The organism is Mesorhizobium sp. B2-3-14 (assembly GCF_006442175.1).
GTDB classification, from domain to species: domain Bacteria; phylum Pseudomonadota; class Alphaproteobacteria; order Rhizobiales; family Rhizobiaceae; genus Mesorhizobium; species Mesorhizobium australicum.
In genome coordinates this window covers 96,765-119,170 of sequence record NZ_VFVP01000011.1, presented here as the reverse complement: position 1 = coordinate 119,170, position 22,406 = coordinate 96,765, and the positions used below count along the sequence as shown (strand labels likewise).

General features: G+C 61.1%; 20 protein-coding genes and 2 pseudogenes. 19 read left to right on the top strand and 3 right to left on the bottom strand.

The window, feature by feature from the left end; genetic code table 11:
• Positions 1-13: 13 nt before the first annotated feature.
• Complete coding sequence (locus FJ950_RS24235) at positions 14-2,695, bottom strand: bifunctional acetate--CoA ligase family protein/GNAT family N-acetyltransferase (RefSeq protein ID WP_140619173.1); 2,682 nt, start codon at positions 2,693-2,695, stop codon at positions 14-16.
• Between the two features lie 164 nt (positions 2,696-2,859).
• Here FJ950_RS24235 and FJ950_RS24230 point away from each other — a divergent pair.
• The 6 genes and pseudogenes from FJ950_RS24230 to FJ950_RS24205 all read left to right on the top strand — a co-directional run bounded on the left by FJ950_RS24230 (position 2,860) and on the right by FJ950_RS24205 (position 7,966).
• Positions 2,860-3,247, top strand: a pseudogene (locus tag FJ950_RS24230) (DUF302 domain-containing protein).
• Between the two features lie 31 nt (positions 3,248-3,278).
• The gene (locus FJ950_RS24225; protein ID WP_140619171.1) at positions 3,279-5,132 is read left to right on the top strand and encodes a heavy metal translocating P-type ATPase; all 1,854 of its coding nucleotides are present in this window, start codon (positions 3,279-3,281) and stop codon (positions 5,130-5,132) included.
• 28 nt (positions 5,133-5,160) lie between these two features.
• A complete protein-coding gene (gene trxC / locus FJ950_RS24220; RefSeq protein WP_140619169.1) occupies positions 5,161-5,610 on the top strand; it encodes a thioredoxin TrxC in 450 nt (149 codons plus the stop codon).
• Between the two features lie 13 nt (positions 5,611-5,623).
• Positions 5,624-6,874, top strand: coding sequence for an MgtC/SapB family protein (locus tag FJ950_RS24215; protein ID WP_140619167.1), 1,251 nt, complete (start codon positions 5,624-5,626; stop codon positions 6,872-6,874).
• 85 nt (positions 6,875-6,959) lie between these two features.
• Positions 6,960-7,343, top strand: coding sequence for a hypothetical protein (locus FJ950_RS24210; RefSeq protein WP_140619165.1), 384 nt, complete (start codon positions 6,960-6,962; stop codon positions 7,341-7,343).
• Between the two features lie 32 nt (positions 7,344-7,375).
• Positions 7,376-7,966, top strand: a complete 591-nt coding sequence (locus FJ950_RS24205) for an NAD(P)H-dependent oxidoreductase (RefSeq protein WP_140619163.1) — start codon at positions 7,376-7,378, stop codon at positions 7,964-7,966.
• A gap of 168 nt (positions 7,967-8,134) precedes the next feature.
• On the opposite strand, the gene FJ950_RS24200 is transcribed toward FJ950_RS24205, so the two are convergent.
• Positions 8,135-8,632, bottom strand: a complete 498-nt coding sequence (locus FJ950_RS24200) for a sulfocyanin-like copper-binding protein (protein ID WP_140619161.1) — start codon at positions 8,630-8,632, stop codon at positions 8,135-8,137.
• A 259-nt stretch (positions 8,633-8,891) separates the two neighbouring features.
• Between FJ950_RS24200 and FJ950_RS24195 the strand changes: the two genes are divergently transcribed.
• The 3 genes from FJ950_RS24195 to FJ950_RS24185 all read left to right on the top strand — a co-directional run bounded on the left by FJ950_RS24195 (position 8,892) and on the right by FJ950_RS24185 (position 10,586).
• Positions 8,892-9,170: a PepSY domain-containing protein gene (locus FJ950_RS24195; RefSeq protein WP_127259068.1), complete on the top strand. Its 279-nt coding sequence runs from the start codon at positions 8,892-8,894 to the stop codon at positions 9,168-9,170.
• Positions 9,171-9,213: 43 nt separating this feature from the next.
• Positions 9,214-9,744 carry a cytochrome b/b6 domain-containing protein gene (locus FJ950_RS24190; protein WP_140619305.1) on the top strand — a complete coding sequence of 177 codons (531 nt, stop codon included), beginning with the start codon at positions 9,214-9,216 and terminating at the stop codon, positions 9,742-9,744.
• Between the two features lie 272 nt (positions 9,745-10,016).
• Entirely contained in the window at positions 10,017-10,586 is a 570-nt protein-coding gene (locus FJ950_RS24185) for a cytochrome b (RefSeq protein ID WP_140619160.1), read from the top strand.
• 177 nt (positions 10,587-10,763) lie between these two features.
• Here FJ950_RS24185 and FJ950_RS30125 read toward each other — a convergent pair whose 3' ends face one another.
• Complete coding sequence (locus FJ950_RS30125) at positions 10,764-10,895, bottom strand: hypothetical protein (RefSeq protein ID WP_281408400.1); 132 nt, start codon at positions 10,893-10,895, stop codon at positions 10,764-10,766.
• Positions 10,896-11,101: 206 nt separating this feature from the next.
• Between FJ950_RS30125 and arcD the strand changes: the two genes are divergently transcribed.
• The 10 genes and pseudogenes from arcD to FJ950_RS24130 form a co-directional block, all read left to right on the top strand.
• Positions 11,102-12,568, top strand: coding sequence for an arginine-ornithine antiporter (arcD, locus tag FJ950_RS24180; protein ID WP_140619158.1), 1,467 nt, complete (start codon positions 11,102-11,104; stop codon positions 12,566-12,568).
• A gap of 14 nt (positions 12,569-12,582) precedes the next feature.
• Positions 12,583-13,797, top strand: a complete 1,215-nt coding sequence (locus tag FJ950_RS24175) for an arginine deiminase (protein ID WP_140619156.1) — start codon at positions 12,583-12,585, stop codon at positions 13,795-13,797.
• A gap of 17 nt (positions 13,798-13,814) precedes the next feature.
• On the top strand, positions 13,815-14,816 hold the full coding sequence (gene argF / locus FJ950_RS24170; protein ID WP_140619154.1) for an ornithine carbamoyltransferase: 1,002 nt from the start codon (positions 13,815-13,817) through the stop codon (positions 14,814-14,816).
• A gap of 1 nt (position 14,817) precedes the next feature.
• Positions 14,818-15,741, top strand: coding sequence for a carbamate kinase (arcC, locus tag FJ950_RS24165; RefSeq protein WP_140619152.1), 924 nt, complete (start codon positions 14,818-14,820; stop codon positions 15,739-15,741).
• Positions 15,742-15,874: 133 nt separating this feature from the next.
• A complete protein-coding gene (locus FJ950_RS24160; protein WP_140619150.1) occupies positions 15,875-16,522 on the top strand; it encodes a helix-turn-helix domain-containing protein in 648 nt (215 codons plus the stop codon).
• A 105-nt stretch (positions 16,523-16,627) separates the two neighbouring features.
• Positions 16,628-16,966 (top strand): hypothetical protein, encoded by a 339-nt coding sequence (locus FJ950_RS24155; protein ID WP_246677756.1) that lies wholly within the window; start codon positions 16,628-16,630, stop codon positions 16,964-16,966.
• Between the two features lie 621 nt (positions 16,967-17,587).
• On the top strand, positions 17,588-18,505 hold the full coding sequence (locus FJ950_RS24145) for a transporter (protein ID WP_246681368.1): 918 nt from the start codon (positions 17,588-17,590) through the stop codon (positions 18,503-18,505).
• Positions 18,506-18,581: 76 nt separating this feature from the next.
• Entirely contained in the window at positions 18,582-20,090 is a 1,509-nt protein-coding gene (locus tag FJ950_RS24140; RefSeq protein WP_140619148.1) for an arylsulfatase, read from the top strand.
• Between the two features lie 122 nt (positions 20,091-20,212).
• A complete protein-coding gene (locus tag FJ950_RS24135) occupies positions 20,213-21,121 on the top strand; it encodes a formylglycine-generating enzyme family protein (RefSeq protein WP_140619301.1) in 909 nt (302 codons plus the stop codon).
• Positions 21,122-21,173: 52 nt separating this feature from the next.
• A pseudogene (locus tag FJ950_RS24130) lies at positions 21,174-22,337 on the top strand (alpha/beta hydrolase); the annotation flags it as partial.
• Positions 22,338-22,406: the final 69 nt, after the last annotated feature.

Here is a 22,406-nt window from a genome sequence, read left to right as displayed (position 1 = left end):
AGGATGATCGGCCTTATCGCAGTTCGAGCGTTGCCTCGACAAGGCCGGGTTCACTCGGATGACGCCTTATCGAGAAGCCGAACTCGCGGCACATGGCCAGCATCCTCGTATTCTCGCTGAGCATTATCCCTTCGATTCGACCAATCCCATCGGCCTTCGCGTAGACTACGAGTTGCCTGAGCAATTCCCAGCCCAGGCCATGACCCTGCAGATCCGTGCGCACCAGCAATGCGTATTCGGCGACAGCGTGGTCCGGATCGCAAGACACGCGGCTGATACCCGCCAGCAATCCGGTGCTTGTCTCCATAGCGACGAAGGCCATGTTGCGGTCGTAGTCGAGCTGGGTAAGCCGCTTTAACATCTGGTCGGAGAAGCTTTTGCGCGGCGACAGAAAACGCAGGCGAATATCGTCGGGTGAAATCCTGGCGAGGAATTCGGGATAGAGCGCGATGTCGGCCGGCTTGATCGGCCGGATGGAATAGTGCGTGCCGCCCGCCGAAAACGTCTTTTCCCAACCCGACGGATAAGGCCTGATCGTCAACGCGGGGTTCGGCCCCGGCTCTTCGACACGTTCCGGCTCGATCTCGATCCGGGCGTCAAGCGCAATCACGCCTTCGGCGTCGGCCAGCAGCGGATTGATATCCAATGAAACGAGGCACGGAAAGTCGACGGTCATCTGCGACAAGCCGTTGAGCGCTGCAATGATCGCCTGCCGATTTGCCGGCCTGCGATCGCGGAACCCGGCGAGCAGGCGGCCGATCCGCGTTTGCCCGATCAGGTCACCGGCAAGAACGTCGTCGAGCGGTGGCAGCGCGATCGCCGTATCATCCATCACCTCGACCGCAACGCCGCCGGCTCCAAACAGGATGGCCGGCCCGAAGATCGGATCCCGGTTCATGCCGAGGATGAGTTCGTGCGCCTGTTTTCGCACCACCATCGGCTGAACGGCGTAGCCTTCAACATTGGCTTGCGGTGCGTGCCTGCGGACACGCGCCTCTATTGAACGTGCGGCCTCCCCGGCTGCAGCGGCAGCGGCAAGATTGAGCACCACCCCGCCAATGTCCGACTTGTGCAAGATCGCCTTGGACAGCAGCTTGACGACGACCTGCTCGCACGTCTTGAGCAGCCGGCCGGCCGCCACCTCTACTTCGGCAGGAGATCTGGCGACGATCGTCTCGGGTACCGGGACGCCGTAGGCGGAAATCGCCTCCTTGGCTTCGGGCTCGGTAAGCATTCGGCGGCCTTCCTTGGCGACCTGCCTGAATATCGCAAGCACGGCTTTCCGGTCGCTCACGACGTCCTCGCCGAAGGTCGACGGCGTGCGCATCAATGCCTGCTGAGCTCGCGACCATTCATTCAGGTATGAGACTGCCGTTGCAGCATCAGCGGGCGTCTCGAAACTGGCGATACCGGCATCCTGGAGGATTTGCCGCCCGGCGCGCGCCATGTGTTCACCGAGCCAGCAGGTCAGGACCGGTTTGCCGGCGATCGTCCCTTCCCTTGCTAGGTCCGCCACCGCGGTTGCCGCGGCAAGCGGCGAGCTCAGCCCCGTTGGACAATTCATCACCAGGACGACGTCCGTTCCGGGATCGGCCGCCACTGCTTCGACTGCAGCCTCGTAGCGCTCCGGCGGAGCGTCACCGATGATGTCGACCGGATTGCCGTGCGACCATGTCGGCGGCAACACCGCGTTCAGGCGTTCGATGGTGGCAGGCGAAAGCGCGGCCAACTCCCCTTTGCAGTCGATGAGTTGATCGATGACCAATACCCCCGCCCCGCCGCCATTGGTTACGATGCCGACGCGGGTCTGTTTGAGTGGCGCAAAGCGGGCGATCGTTTCAGCGGCATCAAACAGCTCGGCCAGGCCTTTGACACGCAGGATGCCTGCGCGCAGCAATGCCGCATCGACGACACGATCGACCCCCGATAGCGCTCCGGTGTGGGTCGCCGCCGCTTTGGCCGATTGCTTGTTCCGGCCCGCCTTGATCGCGATCACCGGCTTGATGCGTGCCGCCGCACGGGCAGCCGACATGAACTTGCGCGGATTGGGAATTGTTTCGAGATACATCAAGATGGCGCGCGTGTGCGCATCCCCCGCCAGCATGTCGAGACAATCTCCCACATCGACATCCGCCATGTCGCCTAAGGAGACGATCTGCGAGAAGCCGACATTGTTGTCGGCCGCCCAATCGATCAGCGACGTGGCAATGGCGCCGGATTGCGACAGCAGCGCGATATTGCCAGGCTTGGCGGCCATATGCGCAAATCCGGCATTGAGTTTGATGGGCGGGATCATCAGTCCGACCGTATTCGGCCCGATGATCCGGAAAAGGGTTGGCTTGGCGGCGTCGAGCACCGCCTGGCGCAGGCCGTTTTCGCGTGTCAGCCCGGCGGTGATCACGACCGCGGCCCGCGTCCCCTTGTCAGCGAGCTCGCGCACGATGCCGGGAACCGTGTTCGGTGGCGTGACGATGACACCGAGGTCGGGAATCACTGGCAGGTCGGCCGCCTTCGCGTAGCAGCGTCTACCAGCCACCTGCAAATATTTCGGGTTGACCGGCCAGATCTCTCCTTCGAAGCCGCTATTGACGATGTTGTCGAAGACGACACGTCCGACAGAGCCGTCGCGCACCGATGCCCCGAACACGGCAACCGACTTCGGGGCGAACGCATGTTCGAGATTCCGAAACGTCACCCCTTAGGTCTCCTGTTCTTGGCGATCGTCGCCAATCCATCTTGCCCGTTCGTTGCGATGGATCAAAGCGCTCTCCGGTCATCGCGACTAGCTGTTGGGCAAACTTCGAGGCGGCCGCTCGCAAAGTGGCGACGAGCGGTTGCGATCAACGATTGGAGAGTTAAATGAGTTACTATTTCAGCAAGATCGTCGCCATGCCGTTCACGGCGGCAATCGACCACGTGACCGACAAGCTCGCAAGCAAGGGGTTTGGCGTTCTGACCTCGATCGACGTCCAGCAGACCATGAAGGCGAAGCTTGGTGCAGAGTTCAGGCCCTATGTTATTCTGGGCGCGTGCAATCCGCATTTCGCATGGCGGGCGCTTCAGGCCGAAGACAAGATCGGAACCATGCTGCCTTGCAACGTCATTGTCACGGAGGTTGGACCAGGGAAAGGTAGAGGTCGCAGCGGTGGATCCGGTCGCTTCAATGGGCGCTATCGGCAATCGTGAGCTTGCGCAGGTCGCGAACGATGTGCGGCGCCTGCTCGAGGAGATGGTCCGCGAACTCTAGCGCCAGGGCCATCAGGGTTGTGGGACATTGTATGAACGAGTCGGCTCTGCGGCGTGCATTGCTGGTCATTGCCATCCTGGGTCTCGCTGTTGGAATCGGAGCCTGGCGAACCGGGGTCGGCCCCCTTGAAGCCGACACGATCTGGACGGTGGCGACCTTGCCCGTGGTGGCGGCTCTCGCCATCTCCATTCTGCGTGATTTCTGGATAGGCCGCTTCGGTGTCGATGCGATTGCCTTGGTGTCGATGTCCGCCGCGCTGCTGCTCGGTCAACCCCTGGCGGCCGTGGTGGTCGCAATCATGTATGCCGGCGGCACGGTGCTTGAGGATTTTGCCCGCGGCCGCGCGGAACGAAACCTCAAGGCATTGTCGGACCGGTCGCCGCGTGTCGCCCATCGGACGTCAACGCTGGGCACAGAGACGATCTCCGTCGAAGACGTTGTTGTCGGCGATCAGCTTTTGGTTCGGGCCGGCGAACTGCTTCCCGTCGACGGCATCCTGCTCGATGCTTCGGCCTCCCTCGACGAGTCCGCGGTGAGTGGAGAACCGCTGCCGGAACGGCGGACAGCGGGCGATATGCTGCTCAGCGGCACCATCAATGCGGGGGAGACCTTCAGCATGCAGGCTTGTGCCTTGGCAGAGCAGAGCACGTATGCCGCGATCATACGCATGGTGGCTGCAGCGCAGACGGCGAAATCCCCGTTCATCCGCATGGCCGACCGCTTCGCCCTGTTCCTGCTGCCAGCCACTTTGCTGGTTTCCGGTGCCGCCTGGTACATCTCCGGCGATCCAATCCGCGCGCTGGCCGTGCTGGTGGTCGCGACACCTTGCCCGCTCATCCTCGCGGCACCCGTTGCCTTTATCGGCGGCGTGTCCCGCGCCGCTCGTGCCGGCATCCTGATGAAAGGCAGCGCAGCTCTGGAGGCGCTTGCGCAGGTCCGAACCGCGATCTTCGACAAGACGGGAACCTTGACCATCGGCGGCGCCGAGCTCATCGAAATCGAGACCGCACCTGGCCGTGACGCGAACCAAATGCTGCAGCTGTTGGCATCCCTGGAACAAGCCTCGCACCATGTGCTCGCCGACTCGATTATCCGGGCGGCGCGCGGCAGACAGCTGATGCTTTCGCATCCGCGTGATGTCCGCGAGCATCGGGGTGCGGGCCTGAAGGGCCAGGTCGACAGCATGTCGATCGCGGCGGGATCACGGGCTCTCGTGCTCGCCAACAAGCCGCTGCCCGGCTGGGCGAAAATCGGCGAGGAAAAATATCGGGACGAGCCGGTGCTCAGGGTCTTTGTAGCGCTCGGCCGACGGCTTGCCGGTGTTTTCACGTTCGGGGACGCCCTGCGTGTTGATGCGCATGATGCACTCGGCAAGCTGCGCTCCGCCGGCATTGCGCGCATGATCATGCTCACGGGCGACGACGGCGTAGCAGCCAAGCGCATCGCCGCCCGGCTCGACCTCGACGCCATTGTCGCCGAAGCGACCCCTGCCGAAAAAGTCGCGACGGTCGCATCCGAGAAAGCTTCGGTGCCGACGATGATGGTCGGCGACGGTATCAACGATGCCCCTGCCCTGGCGGCCGCAACGGTCGGTATTGCCATGGGCGCACGTGGTGCGACCGCCTCCTCCGAGGCAGCGGACGTCATTGTGCTGACCGACAGGCTGCAGCCCGTCGCCGATGCAGTTCGGATTGCACGGCGTACGCGATCGATCGCCTTGCAAAGCATCATCGCCGGGCTGGCATTGTCGGGGCTGGCAATGATCGCGGCTGCGATGGGGCACATCACCCCGGTTGCCGGAGCGCTGCTTCAGGAAGGGATCGACGTGGCGGTTATCCTGAACGCGTTGCGCACCCTTGGCGATGGCCATCTGCGGCGCGCATAGTGGTTGAGAGCACAATCGGTAAAGGACCATGGCACAGCAGAATCTGGTGGTTTGCAGTAAATGTGGTGGGGTCAACCGCCTGCCGCCGGGTCGCAATGCCACGGAGGCGAAATGCGGAAAGTGCGGGAACAGACTGTTTTCGGGGCATCCCGAAGATGTCGATGCCGGGATCTTCGATAATCAGATCGCGCGCAGCAGCCTGCCCGTTGTCGTCGACATCTGGGCACCCTGGTGTGGCCCCTGCAAGATGATGGCGCCGGCTTACGAAGCGGCAGCAATTGACCTGGAACCGCATGTCCGCCTGATCAAACTCAATTCCGACAATGAGCAGGCTGTTGCGGCCAGGCTCGGCATTCGCGGCATCCCGACCATGATCCTCTTTCATGGCGGGCGCGAAGTCGCGCGCACATCAGGCGCAATGACGGCCGGCCAGATCGTCAGGTGGGTTCGCGACCGCCTGCCGACGGTCGCCGCCTGAAGTCGCCGCGTCAATGGATCCGCTCATCGCCCGGCTTGGGCTCGCCCTGGCAATAGGTCTGCTCGTCGGGTTGGAGCGTGGCTGGCAAGAAAGGGATGCCCCCGATCGCAGCCGCACGGCTGGCATTCGGACATTCGGCATATCCGGCCTACTCGGCGGCGTTCTCGCCGCCCTGGCCAACGCGTTCGGCGCGGTATCCGTGCTGGTCGGCGGGTTCATTGCCTTTGCGGCAATTTTCGCCTGGTACAAGGCGCGTGAGGCTGCCCATGATGAGGATTTCAGCGTCACGAGCGTGATCGCTGGCCTTGGCGTTTTCGCGCTTGGCGCGCTTTCCGTCGCCGGAGATTATCGCGCGGCCGCTGCCGGTGGGGCGGCTTTGGCGGCGATCCTGGCCAGCCGAGAGGTCCTGCACGGTCTTTTGAAGCGACTGACCTGGATCGAACTCCGTTCGGCGCTGATCCTGGCGGTGATGACGGCAATCGTCTTGCCGTTGCTGCCAAACCGGACGATGGACCCGTGGGGCGGTTTCAATCCCTGGGAAATCTGGTTCCTAACGGTGCTGATGGCCTCGATATCGTTCGCCGGCTATGTAGCAGTTCGCATCCTGGGAAATACGCGTGGTCTGCTGGTCAGTTCGCTCGCTGGTGCGGTCGTCTCTTCCACCGCCGTGACCTTGGCGCTTGCCCGCGACGCCGCCTCGGCAACCAATCCACTGCCACTCGCCGGGGCGGCATCGCTGGGTGCAATGGTTTCGTTGCTTCGGGTCTGCGCCGTGGTCTTGATCGTGGAGCCAGGCGTGTTCGCTTCGGTCGGCATACCGGCGATTGCCGCTGCGCTCGCCTTCGCTTCCTGCGGAGCGTTGCTGCTGGCCCGCGACAGCGGGGGTGGCGAAAGTAGCGCCATCGCGCGCAATCCATTCGAACTGGGCCCCTTGCTGCTCTTCGCCCTGCTCTTTGCGAGTGTCGCAACCGCGAGCGCTGGATTGGCAGCTCAATTCGGCGGCCGTGGCGTGCAGGTAACCTCGGCGCTGGTCGGCACGTTCGATGTCGATGTCTCGGTGCTCAGTGCCTTGCGGCTGGTCAAGCAGTCGGTCCCCGTCGAGACTATCGGGCAGGCAGTGCTGGGAGCGCTGGCGGCAAACGCAATCGGTCGCCTGCTGCTCGCAATCTCCACTGGTCCGTTCCGATTCTGGTTGCCGCTGGCCGGCGCAACCCTGGCCGCCGCGACTGCGGGCACCTGCGCGATGCTGTGGCTTAGCCCTTGATTGAAACGCGGTTCTTGAACCTGCTTTGATGCGGACAAGGGCCAGGCCCTGCGACCGCTCTAGAACTCCTTGAAAGGAGCTCGCCATGACCAGTCTGAAGGACCTCACCCCGAAATTCCGACATATTCGGCTGCTGCTTGCCCCCGAGAAAGGCCATCCGGAAGGCGAACGCGAGGAGGGCTACGACGTGCTTGCTCCATTGACTGGCGAAGGCCGGATTGATGCGGAAGAGTGGAAATCGCACAAGGCCTCCTGCCGTGTTCGCCGATTTCGCATTGGCGAGGAAGATTTGATCGGCAGGCTGAGACGCAAGCCTGGCGGGCAGTGGTATTTCGACTACGCCGAAGGCGATCGCGACGACGAGATAGGCTTTCATCTCGGCGACGAACGGTTCGAGACCGGTGATCTGTCGATCGAGCGCAATGGCGCCATGCACACCTATCGGGTAGCAAGGGTCGAGCGCCCCTAACGCTGCGACGCCAGGCTTCCCCGGGGCACCCCATGTCACGACGCATCCTCATCGTTGTCGGTCATCCCGACCCGTCCCCTGGCCGGCTCTGCCGTGGTCTTGCGAAAGCCTATGGCGAGGGCGCGGAACAGTCGGGACATGTCGTCCGCCGAGTCGATCTGGCAGCGCTCGATTTTCCGATGCTGCGCACGATGCAGGAGTTTGAGCACGGTGCTCTGCCCGACAGCCTCAAGGAGGCCGCTCAAGCGATCGTCTGGGCGGAGCATGTCGTCTTTGTCTTTCCGCTGTGGCTGGGAACAATGCCAGCAATGCTCAAGGCGTTTCTGGAGCAGGTGATGCGGCCGGGAACGGCTTTCGCCTACCCAGACAAGGGCGGTGGCTTTACCAGGACGGTGCTTGGTGGTCGTTCCGCTCGTGTCGTGGTGACGATGGGCATGCCTTCGTTTCTTTACCGGCTTTGGTTTCTCAGCCACGGCGTCGCCGGGTTGCGGCGAAGCATCCTGCACTTTGTCGGTATTAGACGGGTGCGGGAGACCCTGTTCGGGATGGTCGCGGGCGCCAGCGATCCGACACGCGGGAAATGGATCGGACAAATGCGCAAGCTCGGTGAGCGAGGGCTTTAGCCTGCAGAAACCGGGACAGCGATTCAAAGCCATCCTTTGCCGGCGCCGCAAACAAAGCCAGAGCCACCAGGCCTTATGCGGCGCCCAAACCGGCAAGACGGCAACCCAGGCGAGCTTCGAAACTGCAACGGTCGTAGGTTCCGGCCAAGAGGCTGCCTGCTTTAGGGCCTATGGATCGACGGTAAATTCGGCCCACATGCCGGCCCCGTAGTGACCTGGCACGTTGCAGATAAGCAGGTACTTTCCAGCCTTCAGATCGACAGTCAATGTGCCTGATTTGCCAGGATCGAGCTCCGAAACCTCACCCTTATCGCCGGCCTTGTCTTCGTCGACCCGGTTCTCGGCCTCAAGGTAAGGGAGCGGCTTGCCGGGATCAGCAAGGTACATCACGATCATTTCGTGAACGGTGTCTTTGGAGTTATTTTTCACATTGAATGTGACCTCTCCGGCCTTCACCGCACCTGGCAAAGCCTTGATGCCCATAGTCGCTTTGGCGATATCTAGTCCTTGTGTTGCATAGGCGAGCCCCATCGGCATCTCCGAACTCGCGCCCTTGTCCCACATCGAAATCTGGACAAGCGTCGCGGCCCGGACGGCAGCGGCGCTGCCGGCAATGAACAATGCGGCAGCGAGTCCAAGTGCTGCCTTTCTTGATATGCCCTTCATGGCGATCTCCCTTCAGGATGGCAGCAGAGCGCTCCATATCCAAGCCATCATCCCGTTCATGAACATCCCCCACTGTCCTTGCGCCAGATCAAACCGGCCGGCGCGAACCCGATCGGCGACGCCCGTGCAGCTGTCAGCCAATTGTCAGGTTGAATTGGTTATGCCGCACCAATGACGGTCATGTCGCCGTCTGACTGAAGCGATCGAAATCCCACCCACAGGCGCAACATCCGCGCCCATTCTTCAAAATGGAGCCATCATGTACCGCACACTTGTTCTAGCCGCCCTCGCGGGCTTGATTGCAGGGCCAGCACTCGCCGCCGGCGGCAGTTGCAGCACCGCCCCGAAATCACAGTTCAAGCCGAAAGCAACGCTCGAGACGCAATTGATCGGCGAAGGCCTCACCGTCCGCCAGATCAAAGTGGAGAAGGGCTGCTACGAAGTCTACGCGGTGGACAAGGCCGGCAAGAAGGTGAACCTAGCCTACAATGCCGAGACCCTTGAAAAGCTCGACAATGCCGAAGCCGGCGAAAATTGATCTGAGCGCTTCGGCAGCCGCGGACGCGCAGCCATCTCCGGAGATGGTGCGCGTCTGGGATCGGGTCGTGCGAAGTTTCCACTGGACACTGGTGCTCAGCTTCGTCGCGGCCTGGCTCACCTCTCATTCCTCGGAGAATATCCATCACTGGGCTGGATACGCCGCTGCCGGGCTGGTCGCGATGCGGCTCGTGTGGGGCGTTCTGGGCACGCGCTATGCGCGGTTCTCACAATTCGTGCGGGATCCGGCGACGGTGCTGCGCTATCTCTCGGCAATACTGAGCAGTCGCGAAGCCCGCTACATCGGCCACAATCCGGCTGGTGGCGCGATGGTGATCGTGCTGATTGCGGCGATGGGTTCAACCGCGCTGACCGGCTGGCTGATGACGACGGACACTTATTTCGGCGTGGCGTGGGTCGAAGCGGCGCACAGCCTGGCTGCGCACGGCCTGCTGCTACTCGTCTTCCTCCACATTGGCGGCGTTGTGCTGGCAAGCTTACGCCATCGCGAAAACCTGGTCCGAGCCATGATCACAGGGCGAAAACGCAAAGCCGAGCCCGCCGACATCGCCTAACCCGCAAATGGAGTGATGTGGCTACAAGGTTCGCAGGGCATCGAGAGTTGAAAGATGCTTCAATTGCGGGCCTTGCCCTCTTCTTGGGCTTGCCATGGGCGTGTACCCAAGCTGCTTATCTGTCCAATCTATTGCCTTGGATTCCGGCATGAACACCAGGCCAGATGGGCGGCTGGAGAAGAACTTGAGTCGGGCGCGGCGATGCCCTCATTCGGAACACGGCTTTGACAAGATCATGGCTGATCAGAGTTACCTCCAAACGGGATTGTCGGATGAACCCCACTTATTCAAGCTCCCAGAAGGCCATCCATTGGTCAGTGTTCGTGCTGGTCATCGGACTCTATGGGCTGACCTATGTCGCAGACATTTTTTCTCGGGGCGATCCCGTCCGCAATCTCGTCTGGTGGTTTCACATTTCGTTTGGCCTGCTTCTTTTTGCGCTTGTCGTCGTGCGCATATGCCTGCGCTTGGTACGGGGCGCGCCGGAGCTGCCCATGGACGCGTCGGATCCGCTCATGGAAATGAAACAGATCGAGCGGTGGGCGGCCAAGGCCACCCATCTTCTGCTTTACGCACTGCTAGTGACCATCCCGGTTCTCGGCGTCCTCTTGACTTGGTACAGGGGCGACGCCTTAAGTTTCTTCGGTCTGTTCACCATCCCGTCCCCATATCCACCGGATCGAGCCACGGCTGGATTCATCAGAGAATTGCATAGCCTCTGCGCCAATCTGATACTTATCGTTGCAGGACTGCACGCGGCCGCCGCCCTTTTGCATCATTTCGTTCGCAAGGATGATGTACTTCGGCAGATGCTGCCTAAAAAAATGGGCTTGCGAAAGTGAGGCCGAAGGACTGCACGGGTCGAAGTGGGCAATATATGTACAAGCCCAGCGCAACCGAAACGAATTTAACTAGGTCCATCTGGATGGCCAAATATGCAGCCCTTGGCCCGTCACGAGGGCTTTAGCGTGACGAGCCGGAAGGCGGGAGGCACCCCCATGCGTTTGAGGCTTCAGGGCTTATGGCTCGACGGTGAATTCGGGTGACATGCCGGCGCCATAGTGGCCTGGCACGTTGCAGATAAGCAGGTATTTCACAGGCTTCAGATCGACGATTAATGTGCCTGATTTGCCGGGATCGAGCTCCGACACCTCGCCCTTGTCGCCGCCTTGTCTTCGCCTGACGATGCGAGTGGGGTGAATGGATCGGACACATCCGATTTGGGTGAGCGAGTCTCCTTAACTTGAAGACCCGTGAACCGGGAACCCACTTTTCTGATTTGACCGGCATCAAAGCTGACAGCGCCGTCTTCCTGTTCATTGCCTCCCATCAGAGCCTTCAAATTTGGGAGAGCATCATGACTACGGCTGATTTCAACATCCCTGTTCCGAAAGTGGCGACTGCGGCGCCAACGAAACTTCGACTGGGGTCCCTGACCGCATTGGTCATCGGCTCGATGGTCGGCTCCGGCGTGTTCAGCCTGCCGCAGAATATGGCGGCTGGTGCCGGTCCCCTCGCCATCCTGATCGGCTGGGCGATCACCGCGGTCGGCATGCTGGCACTGGTCTTTGTCTATCAATCGCTTGCGACCCGCAAACCCGAGCTCGATGCCGGGCCCTACGCCTACGCCAAGGCTGGCTTCGGTCCCTTCATCGGCTTCAACAGCGCTTGGGGCTACTGGATCAGCGCCTGGGTCGGCAACGTCTCTTACGCGGTGATCGTGTTCAGCGCCCTCTCCTATTTCTTTCCGGCCTTCGGCGATGGAAACACCTGGCAGGCGGTGCTCGGCGCATCGATACTGCTGTGGCTGATCCACGTCCTCGTCCTCGCCGGCATCCGGCAAGCCGCCGTTGTGAACCTCATCGTCACGGTGGCAAAGATCGCACCGATTGTCCTGTTCGTCGGGGTTATTGCCGTCGCCTTCAAATTGCAGGTCTGGTCGCTCGACATCAACGGCTTGGGCAATGCCAGTCTCGGCTCGATCACCGCACAGGTGAAAAGTACAATGCTTGTCACCCTGTGGGTGTTCATCGGTATCGAAGGCGCCAGCGTATTTTCCGGTCGTGCCGAGCGCCGCAAGGACATCGCCACCGCGACAGTTCTCGGCTTCTTCACCTGCCTTGCGCTCTACGCCCTGGTGTCCCTGCTGTCGCTCGGCATCCTCAACCAGCCCGAACTCGCCGCGCTGAAGAACCCCTCGATGGCGGGTGTGCTTGAGGCGGTTGTCGGCCCCTGGGGCGCCATCCTCATCAACATCGCGCTTGTCGTGTCCGTGGTCGGCGCCTTCCTGAGCTGGACGCTGCTTGCAGCAGAAATTCCACATGTCGCTGCCAAGGACGGAACGATGCCGAAATTCTTCGGCCGGGAAAACGAGCGTGGCGTGCCGTCGACTTCGCTTTTGATTACCAACCTGCTGGTCCAGGCGTTTCTGGTAATCACGCTTTTCGCCCAAAGCACCTACCAGGCGCTGTTCTACATCGCGTCGGCCGCAATCCTGGTTCCTTACATCTTTTCCGGGGCTTATGGGGCCAAGCTCGCGTTGACGGGAGAGAGCTACGAGAGTGGCGAGCCGCGAGCCGGCCCGCTTTTTGCGGGGTTGCTGGCAACCGTCTACGGGGTGTGGCTCGTCTATGCGGCGGGGCCGGCGTACCTGTTCATGTGCGCGATCCTCTATGCACCCGGTATTATCTTCTACATCTGGGCGCGCCGCGAAACTGATCAGCGTGTGTTCCATCCTGCCGAAGCGGCAGTTGCCGCAGCCCTCATCGCTGTCGCCATCCTCGCCGTCTACGAGATGTGGACCGGCGCCGTCAGCCCGCTGTGAGAGGATTTGACGCGATGACAAGCCTGGGTGTGCATTCCGAGGTCGGCCGCCTGCGCGAGGTGATGGTCCACCGTCCGGACCTCAGCCTACGCAGGCTGACACCGGAAAACTGCAAGGCGCTGCTCTTCGACGACGTGCTGTGGGTCAAGCGGGCTCGCCAGGAACACGATGTCTTCGTCGATGCGCTGCGCGAATGCGGCGTGTTTGTGCATTCCTTCGGGGAGCTCCTGGCTCAGACAATGAGCCTGGCCAAGGCCCGCGACTGGCTTCTCGATCGCCGGGTTCATCCCGGCGTCGTCGGGCTCGACACGGTCGACGAGCTGCGCGGATGGCTCAACGAGATGCCGTCAGAGCAATTGTCGTCTTACCTTGTCGGGGGCATTGCCCGCGCCGAGCTTCCTTTCGCACCCAAAGGCCTGACGGGAAGGACGCTCGTCCCCCAGGATTTCGTGTTGCCGCCGCTGCCGAACCAGTTGTTCACCCGCGACAGTTCCTGCTGGATCTACGGGTCGGTGTCCGTCAATTCGATGTATTGGCCCGCCAGACGCCCGGAAGCCGCCAACGTCGAAGCTGTATACCGCTTCCATCCCCGCTTTCGCGACAGCGGCGTCCCTTTCGTGTCGCCGGGCTCGGGAACGGGCACCAGCCTGGAAGGCGGCGATGTCATGCCGATTGGCGGCGGAACGGTTCTCATCGGCATGGGAGAACGCACCACGCCGCAAGCCGTTGGCGACCTTGCGCGCAGCCTGTTCACGGCTGGTGAGGCCACGCGTGTGATTGCGGCCCTGATGCCCCGCGACCGCAGTTTCATGCATCTCGATACCGTCTTCACCTTCTGTGATCGCGATCTGGTGACCATGTACCCGCCGGTGGTTGAGCGGCTGCGCACCTTCTCGCTGCGGCCGGGCGATGGAGAGGCAGCGGTCGAGGTCACCGATGAGACAAAGCCGTTCACGACGGTGGTCGCCGAAGCCCTCGGATTGAAGTCGCTGCGGATCATCGCCACTGGCGGCGACCGCTACGAGGCCGAGCGCGAGCAATGGGATGATGGCAACAATGTTGTTGCGGTCGAGCCCGGCGTGGTCATCGGCTACGACCGCAACGTCTACACCAACACGCTGCTGCGCCGCGCCGGCATTGAAGTGATCACCGTCGAGGGCGCCGAACTCAGCCGCGGACGCGGTGGCGGGCACTGCATGACCTGTCCGATTGTCCGCGACCCGATCTGACCCGAAAGGAAATCTCCATGTCGATCAATCTTCATGGCCGCTCCGTCCTCTCGCTGGACGATCTAACGGCCGACGAAATCCGCTTTCTTCTCAGGCTGGCAGCCGACCTCAAGGCGGCCAAGCTCGCCGGTCACGAAATTCCGCGCCTTGTCAGAAAGAACATCGCCCTGATCTTCGAAAAGGATTCGACGCGCACTCGCACGGGGTTCGAAGTGGCGGCCTATGACCAGGGCGCTCACGTCACCTATTTCGGCCCTAGCGGCAGCCATATCGGCCATAAGGAATCCATGAAGGACACCGCCCGCGTGCTCGGCCGCATGTATGACGCGATCGAGTATCGCGGCTTTGGCCAGCACCAGGCCGAAGTGCTGGCTACATATGCCGGCGTGCCGGTCTACAACGGCCTTACCGACGAGGCGCACCCGACACAGATCCTCGCCGATTTCATGACCATGCGGGAATTCACGCACAAGCATCTTTCGGACATGATCGTCACCTTCGTCGGTGAGGGCCGGGACAATGTCGCGCTGTCCCTGGCACTTGGAGCAGCCAAGGTCGGCATCGACATGCGCATCGCCTCGCCAAAGGAACTCTGGCCGGACGAGGAGTTCTGCGCTCATCTCAGGGACCTGGCGGAACGCAGCGGCGGCCGCTTCCGGCTCGACGAGGAGGTGACGAGCTGCGTCCAGGATGCTGATTTCATCTACACCGACGTCTGGATGTCGATGGGCGAGGACAAATCGGGCTGGGCCGAGCGCATTCGCCTTTTGACGCCATATCGGGTCACCGGCGACGTGATAGCCGCAGCCGGTAACCCCCACGTCAAATTTATGCATTGCCTGCCGGCGTTCCACGACACAGAGACCGAGATCGGCGCCTTCGTTGCGAAGGAACACGGCATTGACTGCATGGAGGTCACCGACGAAGTGTTTGAGTCGGCGGCCTCGATCGTCTTCGACCAGGCTGAAAACCGGATGCACACGATCAAGGCCCTGCTCGTCGCCACGATCGGCAACTGAGATGCTTATCGTCGTCGCGTTGGGCGGAAACGCACTGCTACGCCGTGGCGAACCGATGACGGCGGAGAACCAGCGCGCCAACATCGTGCGCGCCGCGCCTGTGTTGGCGAATCTGGTCGGCGAAGGGCACTCGATCGTAGTCACGCACGGAAACGGTCCGCAGGTGGGACTTTTGGCCCTGCAGGCAGCGGCAACTGCGGAGGGGGGGACCTTTCCACTCGACGTGCTTGGCGCCGAGAGCGCAGGCATGATCGGTTACGTCATTGAGCAGGAAGTCGGCAACCTGCTCAAAGAGAGGCTTTTTGCGACCCTGCTGACACAGGTGAAGGTCGATCCGCACGATCCGGCGTTCGCGCACCCGACAAAGCCCATCGGCCCGATCTACGATGAAGCAACAGCGCGCAGGCTTGCCGGCGAGCGCGACTGGCAGATAGCGCCCGATGGCGACAAGTGGCGGCGCGTCGTGCCTTCGCCCAAGCCGTTGGTGATCCTGGAAGCGTCTGTAATCTCGTTCCTGGTCGAGCGCGGCGTGATCGTCATCTGTGCCGGCGGCGGCGGGGTTCCGGTGATAGCCCGGGAAGATGGCAGTCTTTGCGGCGTCGAGGCCGTTATCGACAAGGATCTGGCAAGCTCGCTTCTTGGGCGTCAATTGAAGGCCGACATGCTGTTGATGCTGACTGACGTCGACGCCGTCTATGTCAATTATGGATCAGCTGCAGCTCGCGCGCTCCGGCGAGTGACTCCCATGGAAATATCCGAGAGGAATTTTCCAGCGGGCTCCATGGGGCCGAAGGTCCGTGCTGCAATCGAGTTCGCTGAAGCAACCGGCAAGCCTGCCGCAATCGGCAAGATGGATGACGCCGTCAAAATTGTTAAAGGTGAGCGCGGGACGTGGTTCGAAGCCGGCGCGCCGTTTCACCCGTGATATCGATGTTTTTCAACAGGACGTCCGCCCGCCGCAGACTGGTCCTAAGTAGTTCCCCGTAGGGACATAACCGAATTTCGCGAGCCACGGATTCGCGCGATTGCTGTGTCACGGATCAACCGGGAAAACAGCCATGCACGCCTACACGAGCTCCAGAATCTCACTGCCGTCCCATTCTGTGCAACCAACCCTGCCGGACGCGTTCGACCCGGCGCCGCTGCAGCCGGTCAGCTTTTTTCCCGCCGGCACGGAAATCTACGCCCAGGGCGAAAAGGCTGGAGCCTTCTATCAAGTCGAGTTCGGCGCCGTGCGCATCTACCGTCTGCTTGCCGACGGTCGCCGGCAGATCAGCGCCTTTCACCTCGCCGGAGAGACATTCGGCTTTGAGGCGGACGCGACGCATCATTTCTTCGCAGAGGCTATCAACGCGACCGCTATCCGCGTTTTGCGGCTCACTGCCGGCGCGGATATATCGCGCCAGCTGCTGCCCTTGGCGCTCAAGGGGTTGACCCGAGCTCAGGAACACCTGCTGGTTCTCGGTCGCCAGAACGCCATCGAACGCGTGGCTGCATTCCTTGTCGACCTGGCGGAGCGCCAGGGCGGCTTGCGGCAGGTGGAACTGCCAATGTCGCGTATGGACATCGGTGACTATCTCGGCCTCACCATCGAGACCGTGTCACGGGTCTTCACCCGGTTGAAGGACAAGGGCGTCATCCGCCTTCTCAACCTGCGCAGCATCGAGATCGTCAAGCACGACGCGCTCCACTGCATGAGCGAATGACCAGACATGGTCTAACCGTGGCACGGAGATGCCCAAGGAAAGCCATATCCCTTTAGGTCCGCCGCATCCGGCCATTCAGAACAACCCAGGATTAGACGTCCTCACATGACCGCGGACAGCGCATTTACCACACGTAGCGAATTCCACTTCGAAGTACGCCTTGCACGGCCCGAAGACGAACCAACTCTGGCGGAGTTCTTCGTCCATGTGACGCCGGACGATCTGCGATTTCGCTTTCTCGACTCACACGAGCGGCTGGTGGCGATGACGCGTTCCGACGACGCCCATATCCATTTTTTTGCCTTCTCGGACGACGGAATGCTGATCGCGGTCGCGATGCTAGCAAGCGATCCAGCCGATCGAAACGGCGAGGTCGCGATCTGCATTCGCGCGGATCGCCATCTGGGCGTCGGTTGGGAGCTGCTCGCCTATATTGCGAGCTAGCGGAAGAACTCGGCCTAAAGGCCATCGAGTCGATCGAGAGCCGTGAAAACCGTGCCGCGATCGAGGTCGAGCGCGACATGGGTTTCACCGTCACGACCGATCCCGACGATGCGACGCTTGTTCTGGTTCGGCGGGAGTTGGGGGCGCGATCAGCGGCTTAGCTAACAGGGTCCTTCGCGAGCCGTTGTGGACGCGGCAGATCGAAAGACGAGCATCTCCGCGGCCACTCCGCGTTTTTCATCCGCCGGAAAGACAGGGACATCGACGCGGGAAGCCGCATTGTTGACCACCTCCTCGCCTTCTCGGTTTCGCTCCTCGTCGAGACCGACTCCAAGCCAGGCAGCGGCAACGGAAATCCTCTCCCGGACCAACAGCTCGTCCGGGCAAACGGCCATTTTGTCAAAACATGGCTCCTTTGCGCAAAGTGGATAGCAGGCCAGTTAGATTAGACTAACCTATGAAGAAAGTGCGCGAAATCAATTGGCGCAACATTGGCCGACTCACGGCTGGCGGGGGACTATGAATAGACAAGACGTATTCCGGACAAGTGTGCTCGGGGCATCCAGCACCTTCGCCGAGGCTACGATGAGGTGCGGCATCAAGGGTTTGCTGGGCGTCGCCATGACTGCGCTCGCCAACCTGGTGATGGTTCCGAGCGTCCAGGCGGCGGAAGGTGGCGCGAGCTTCTATCTCCTCGGTTCGCGCGGCCCCATGGCGGGTTTCACCCCGCCACCAGGCGTCTATTTCCAGAACGATTTTTATATCTATTCCGGCAATGCAAGCGTCGATCTCGACCTCGGCGGAAAGCTCGTTGCGGACGTCCATGCAAAGGCCCTTATCAATCTTTCGACCGCCCTTTGGGTTTCTCCATGGCAGGTCATGGGCGGCAATCTGGCATTCACTGCGACCGTGCCGATCGGCGGACCCGATATAACGGGCAGAATTCTCCCGAGCCCGTTGTCGGTGTCAGACAGCATCACGACCCTGGGCGATCCCGTGCTTGGAAGCTTTGTCGGCTGGCACAGTGGCGATTTTCACTGGCAGACCGGAGTGAGCGTGAACGTCCCGGTGGGTGATTACCACGAGGGCGACATCGCCAATCTGTCGTTCAACCACTGGGCCGCCGACATTTACGCATCGGGCACGTGGCTGAACTCCGCTACAGGCCTTGAACTCTCGGCGGCAACCGGCATCACTTTCAACGGCGAGGATACGGCGACCCATTACAAGAACGGCACGGACTTCCACTTCGAGGGAACGATCGACCAGCATTTCAACAAGGCATTCGACGTGGGTTTGGTTGGCTATTATTACAACCAGCTGACCGACGATAGCGGGTCTGGAGTTCCCCCAGTGCTTGGCGGGTTTCAAGGCGAAGTGGCGGCGATCGGAGCCACCGCGGGCTATAACTTTCAGGTTGGCAAGCTGCCAGTCTCGACTCGGATCAAATATTACCGCGAGTTCGATGCCAAAAATCGTCTGGAAGGCGACTCAGTCTTCCTAACGGTTGCCATGCCGCTTTGCGTGGCGGGGCACTGATCGGAAGAAGGGCGCGCCACATTTTCAGTCGGCCCACGCCGAATACAGGCTAGCGCCGACAAATCAAGGAGGGCTAATGAACAACGATCAGGAATTGCCGGCCGAGGCCGGTATCAGCGCCAAAATGACGAGGCGTGATGCATTGATGGCCGGTACGGCGGCTGTCGCAGCGCGGCTTGCCGCGCCGGTGGGCTTTTCGGGCGCACTCGCTGGTCTCGCCGGCGTCGACCAGGCGGCGGCCCAGACGGCACGACCCAACATCATCTACATCATCTCAGACGACCAGGGCTGGAAGGACGTGGGCTTCCACGGCTCGGACATCAAGACGCCAAACATCGACAAGCTCGCCGCCGAAGGCGCGCGCCTGGAACAATTTTATGCTCAGCCGATGTGCACGCCCACCCGCGCGGCGCTAATGACGGGACGCTATCCGTTGCGCTACGGGCTGCAGACGGGCGTTATTCCATCGGGTGGCAGCTACGGCCTTTCCACCGATGAGTATCTCCTGCCTCAGATGCTCAAGGATGCGGGATACAAGACCGCGATGGTGGGCAAATGGCATCTGGGTCATGCAAAGACTGAGTATTGGCCGCGTCAGCGTGGCTTCGATTCGTTCCACGGAGCCCTGGTCGGTGAAATCGATCATTTCAAACACGCGTCCCATGGCGTGATGGACTGGTATCGAGACAACAAGCAGCTGAAAGAGCCGGGTTTCGACAATACCTTGTTCGGCAAGGAAGCCGCCAAGGTAATCGAAAGACATGACGGCAATGCGCCGCTGTTCTTGTACCTGGCATTCACCGCCCCGCATTCGCCGTTCCAGGCGCCCGACGAATATGTCAAGAAATACGCTCACGTGGCTGATGAGCAGCGCCGGCTTTACTCGGCCATGGTTTCCGTCCTGGACGACGAAATCGGACGTGTTGTTGCCGCGCTCGAGAAGAAGAAGATGCGAGACAATACAATCATCGTCTTCCAGAGCGACAATGGAGGCGTGCGGGACGCTATGTTTGCAGGCGAATCGAAGGTCGGCAACAGCCTTCCGGCCGACAATGGGCCGTACCGCAGTGGCAAGGGAACGCTCTATGAGGGCGGCACCCGCGTGTGCGCCCTGGCGAACTGGCCGGGCAAGGTAAAGGCCGGCGACGTGAATGGCCTGATACATGTCACGGATATCTATCCGACTCTTGCCGGGCTTGCCGGGGCGAAGCCAACCAAGAACAAGCCGCTCGACGGCATGGATGTCTGGGGAACGATCAGCGAAGGCAAGCCTTCGCCCCGCAGTGAGATGGTCTACAATGTCGACCCGACCGGCGGCGCAATCCGCGAAGGCGATATCAAGCTTGTATGGTCGGCCGGCGTGTTGGAGCGCGTCGAACTGTTCGACCTCGCCGCCGACAAGTCCGAAACTACTAACCTGGCCGATAAGAAGCCGGACACCGTCAAGGAGATGAAGGCGAAGATCGTGGAAATCGCCAAGCAAATGGCACCGCCGCTGCTGATCGGGGAGGCGATCAAGCTGACCTTCGGTGCACCGCCAATTGCGGCCGATCCATCCTCGATGTTCAATCAACTCGGAGACTAATCCCGCTCGGTTCAAAGTTTGCTGGAACTATAGTCATGAGTGATGCAGGCATGGCTGTGCCGTCTACGGAGGATTTGGAGCATGTTCGTTCCATTCCTCGGCACAGCCCGCCATTTCCGAACATGGTGCGAATCCCTGGTGGCGAATTCCTCATGGGATCAGACCACCATTATCCGGAAGAGGCCCCAACTCACCGCGTCGTGGTCGATGGTTTCTGGGCGGATGTGACGACTGTCACGAACAATGATTTTGCGAAGTTCGTCGCTGCGACGCGGTACGTGACGCTGGCTGAGCGTCCTGCCAATGCAGCCGAGTATCCCAACGCGCCGGCGGAGATGCTCGCTCCGGCATCAGCGATATTCGTCCGACCGCCGCCTGGCACCAACCGAAGCGACCATTACCGATGGTGGGCCTATGTGAAGGGTGCCAATTGGCGCCATCCGCGTGGGCCTGCGAGTTCTATTAAAGGCCTCTACAACCACCCGGTAGTCCATCTCGCATTTGAGGACGCCGAAGCCTATGCGAACTGGGTGGGAAAGGCGCTCCCGACCGAGGCGGAATGGGAGTTCGCGGCCCGTGGAGGATTGGACGGCACAGAGTTCGCATGGGGCGATGAATTGACCCCCGGCGGCCAGCATATGGCCAACACGTATCAGGGCGACTTCCCATTCCGCAACGATTGCGAGGATGGATACGAGTGGACCGCTCCGGTCGGCTCGTTTCCTCCAAACGGCTATGGGCTCTACGACATGGCAGGCAACGTCTGGCAGTGGACCACGGACTGGTACCAGGAGCATCGTCGCATCGAAAGCCCATGTTGCACGATGACAGATCCGCGCGGCGGCCAGCGCGACGCGAGCTACGATCCGCTGACGCCTGACATCAGGATTCCGCGCAAGGTCACCAAGGGCGGGTCCTTCCTCTGCGCGCCCATTTACTGCCGGCGTTATCGTCCCGCCGCGCGCATGGCCCAGGCGGTAGACACGTCCACTTGCCACCTCGGCTTCCGTTGTATCGTGCGTCCGGTGTGAGGGACGGGGTGCCGAATCTCGGCTGGCATACCCGCAAAGGCAAAGGTGGCTAATGGCACAGTCTAGATGGGCGGGTAGGCAGGCTGTATGGAGTATATCAACTCTGTTCCTCATGCTGACGGGGTGCGGAGCAGGACCAGAAGGCGTTTTGGCGCCAATCCCCGCGAATCTGGTATCGTCGGCGGCATCAGATGTAACCATGCTGGTCGCAACCAGCCGCAAGCCTTCCGGCGACCCAGCGACCCTGTTTACAGGCGAGCGCAGCCCGGCGCTTTCCATGACCGATCTGACCATTTCAATTCCGCCGAAGCGGGCGCCCGGCACGGTCGAATGGCCAAAAACGCTGCCGCCGAATCCCGAAAAGGACTTCGCTGTTGTTGCCGTGAAGAACCTGTCGATTCCCGAGGCTCACAATTGGCTACATTCTCACAATTCGAACGGCCATGTTCTCGTATTCGTACATGGCTTCAACAACCGTTATGAAGATTCGGTTTTTCGCTTCGCGCAGTTCGTGCATGACTCGCGAGCAAGGGTCGTGCCTATTCTTTTCACGTGGCCTTCGCGCGCGAGCGTGCTCGGCTACAACTACGACAAGGAAAGCACCAATTTTTCACGGACTGCGTTCGAGCGAACGCTGAAGGCCTTGGCGGACGACCGCAGCGTGACGGACATTACCGTCATGGCTCACTCGATGGGAACATGGCTTGCCATGGAATCGCTGAGGCAGATGGCATTGGAGGACGGGCAGGTTTCGCCCAAGATCAGGAACGTCATCCTTGCATCTCCCGACCTGGATGTGGATGTCTTTGGTCGCCAGTGGACCGAACTTGGACCGAAAAAGCCGAAATTCACGATCACAGTTTCACGCGATGATCGGGCGCTTGCGGTCTCGCGTCTGATTGCAGGCAATGTCGATCGGGTTGGGCAGGCTGATCCGTCAAAGGAGCCGTACAAATCGAAGCTGGAGGCAGCCGGAATAACCGTCCTCGATTTGACCGACGTGAAGACCGACGATCGCTTGAACCACAGCAAGTTTGCCGAAAGCCCGGAAATCGTTCAGTTGTTGGGAGCGCAATTGGGTTCCGGTCAAATTATGACCGACTCGCGAGTAGGCCTCGGTGACAAGCTGGGTCTGATGATTGCCGGTACGGTCGACACTGTTGGCAACGCCGCGGCAGCGACGATCAGTGAGCCCATTACGACGGTCGAGGGGAAAGCGGGCAAACCCGCGCCCGACGACCTGGAGACGATCCTGAAGGGCGATGCGATCACCGACTGATCCGTA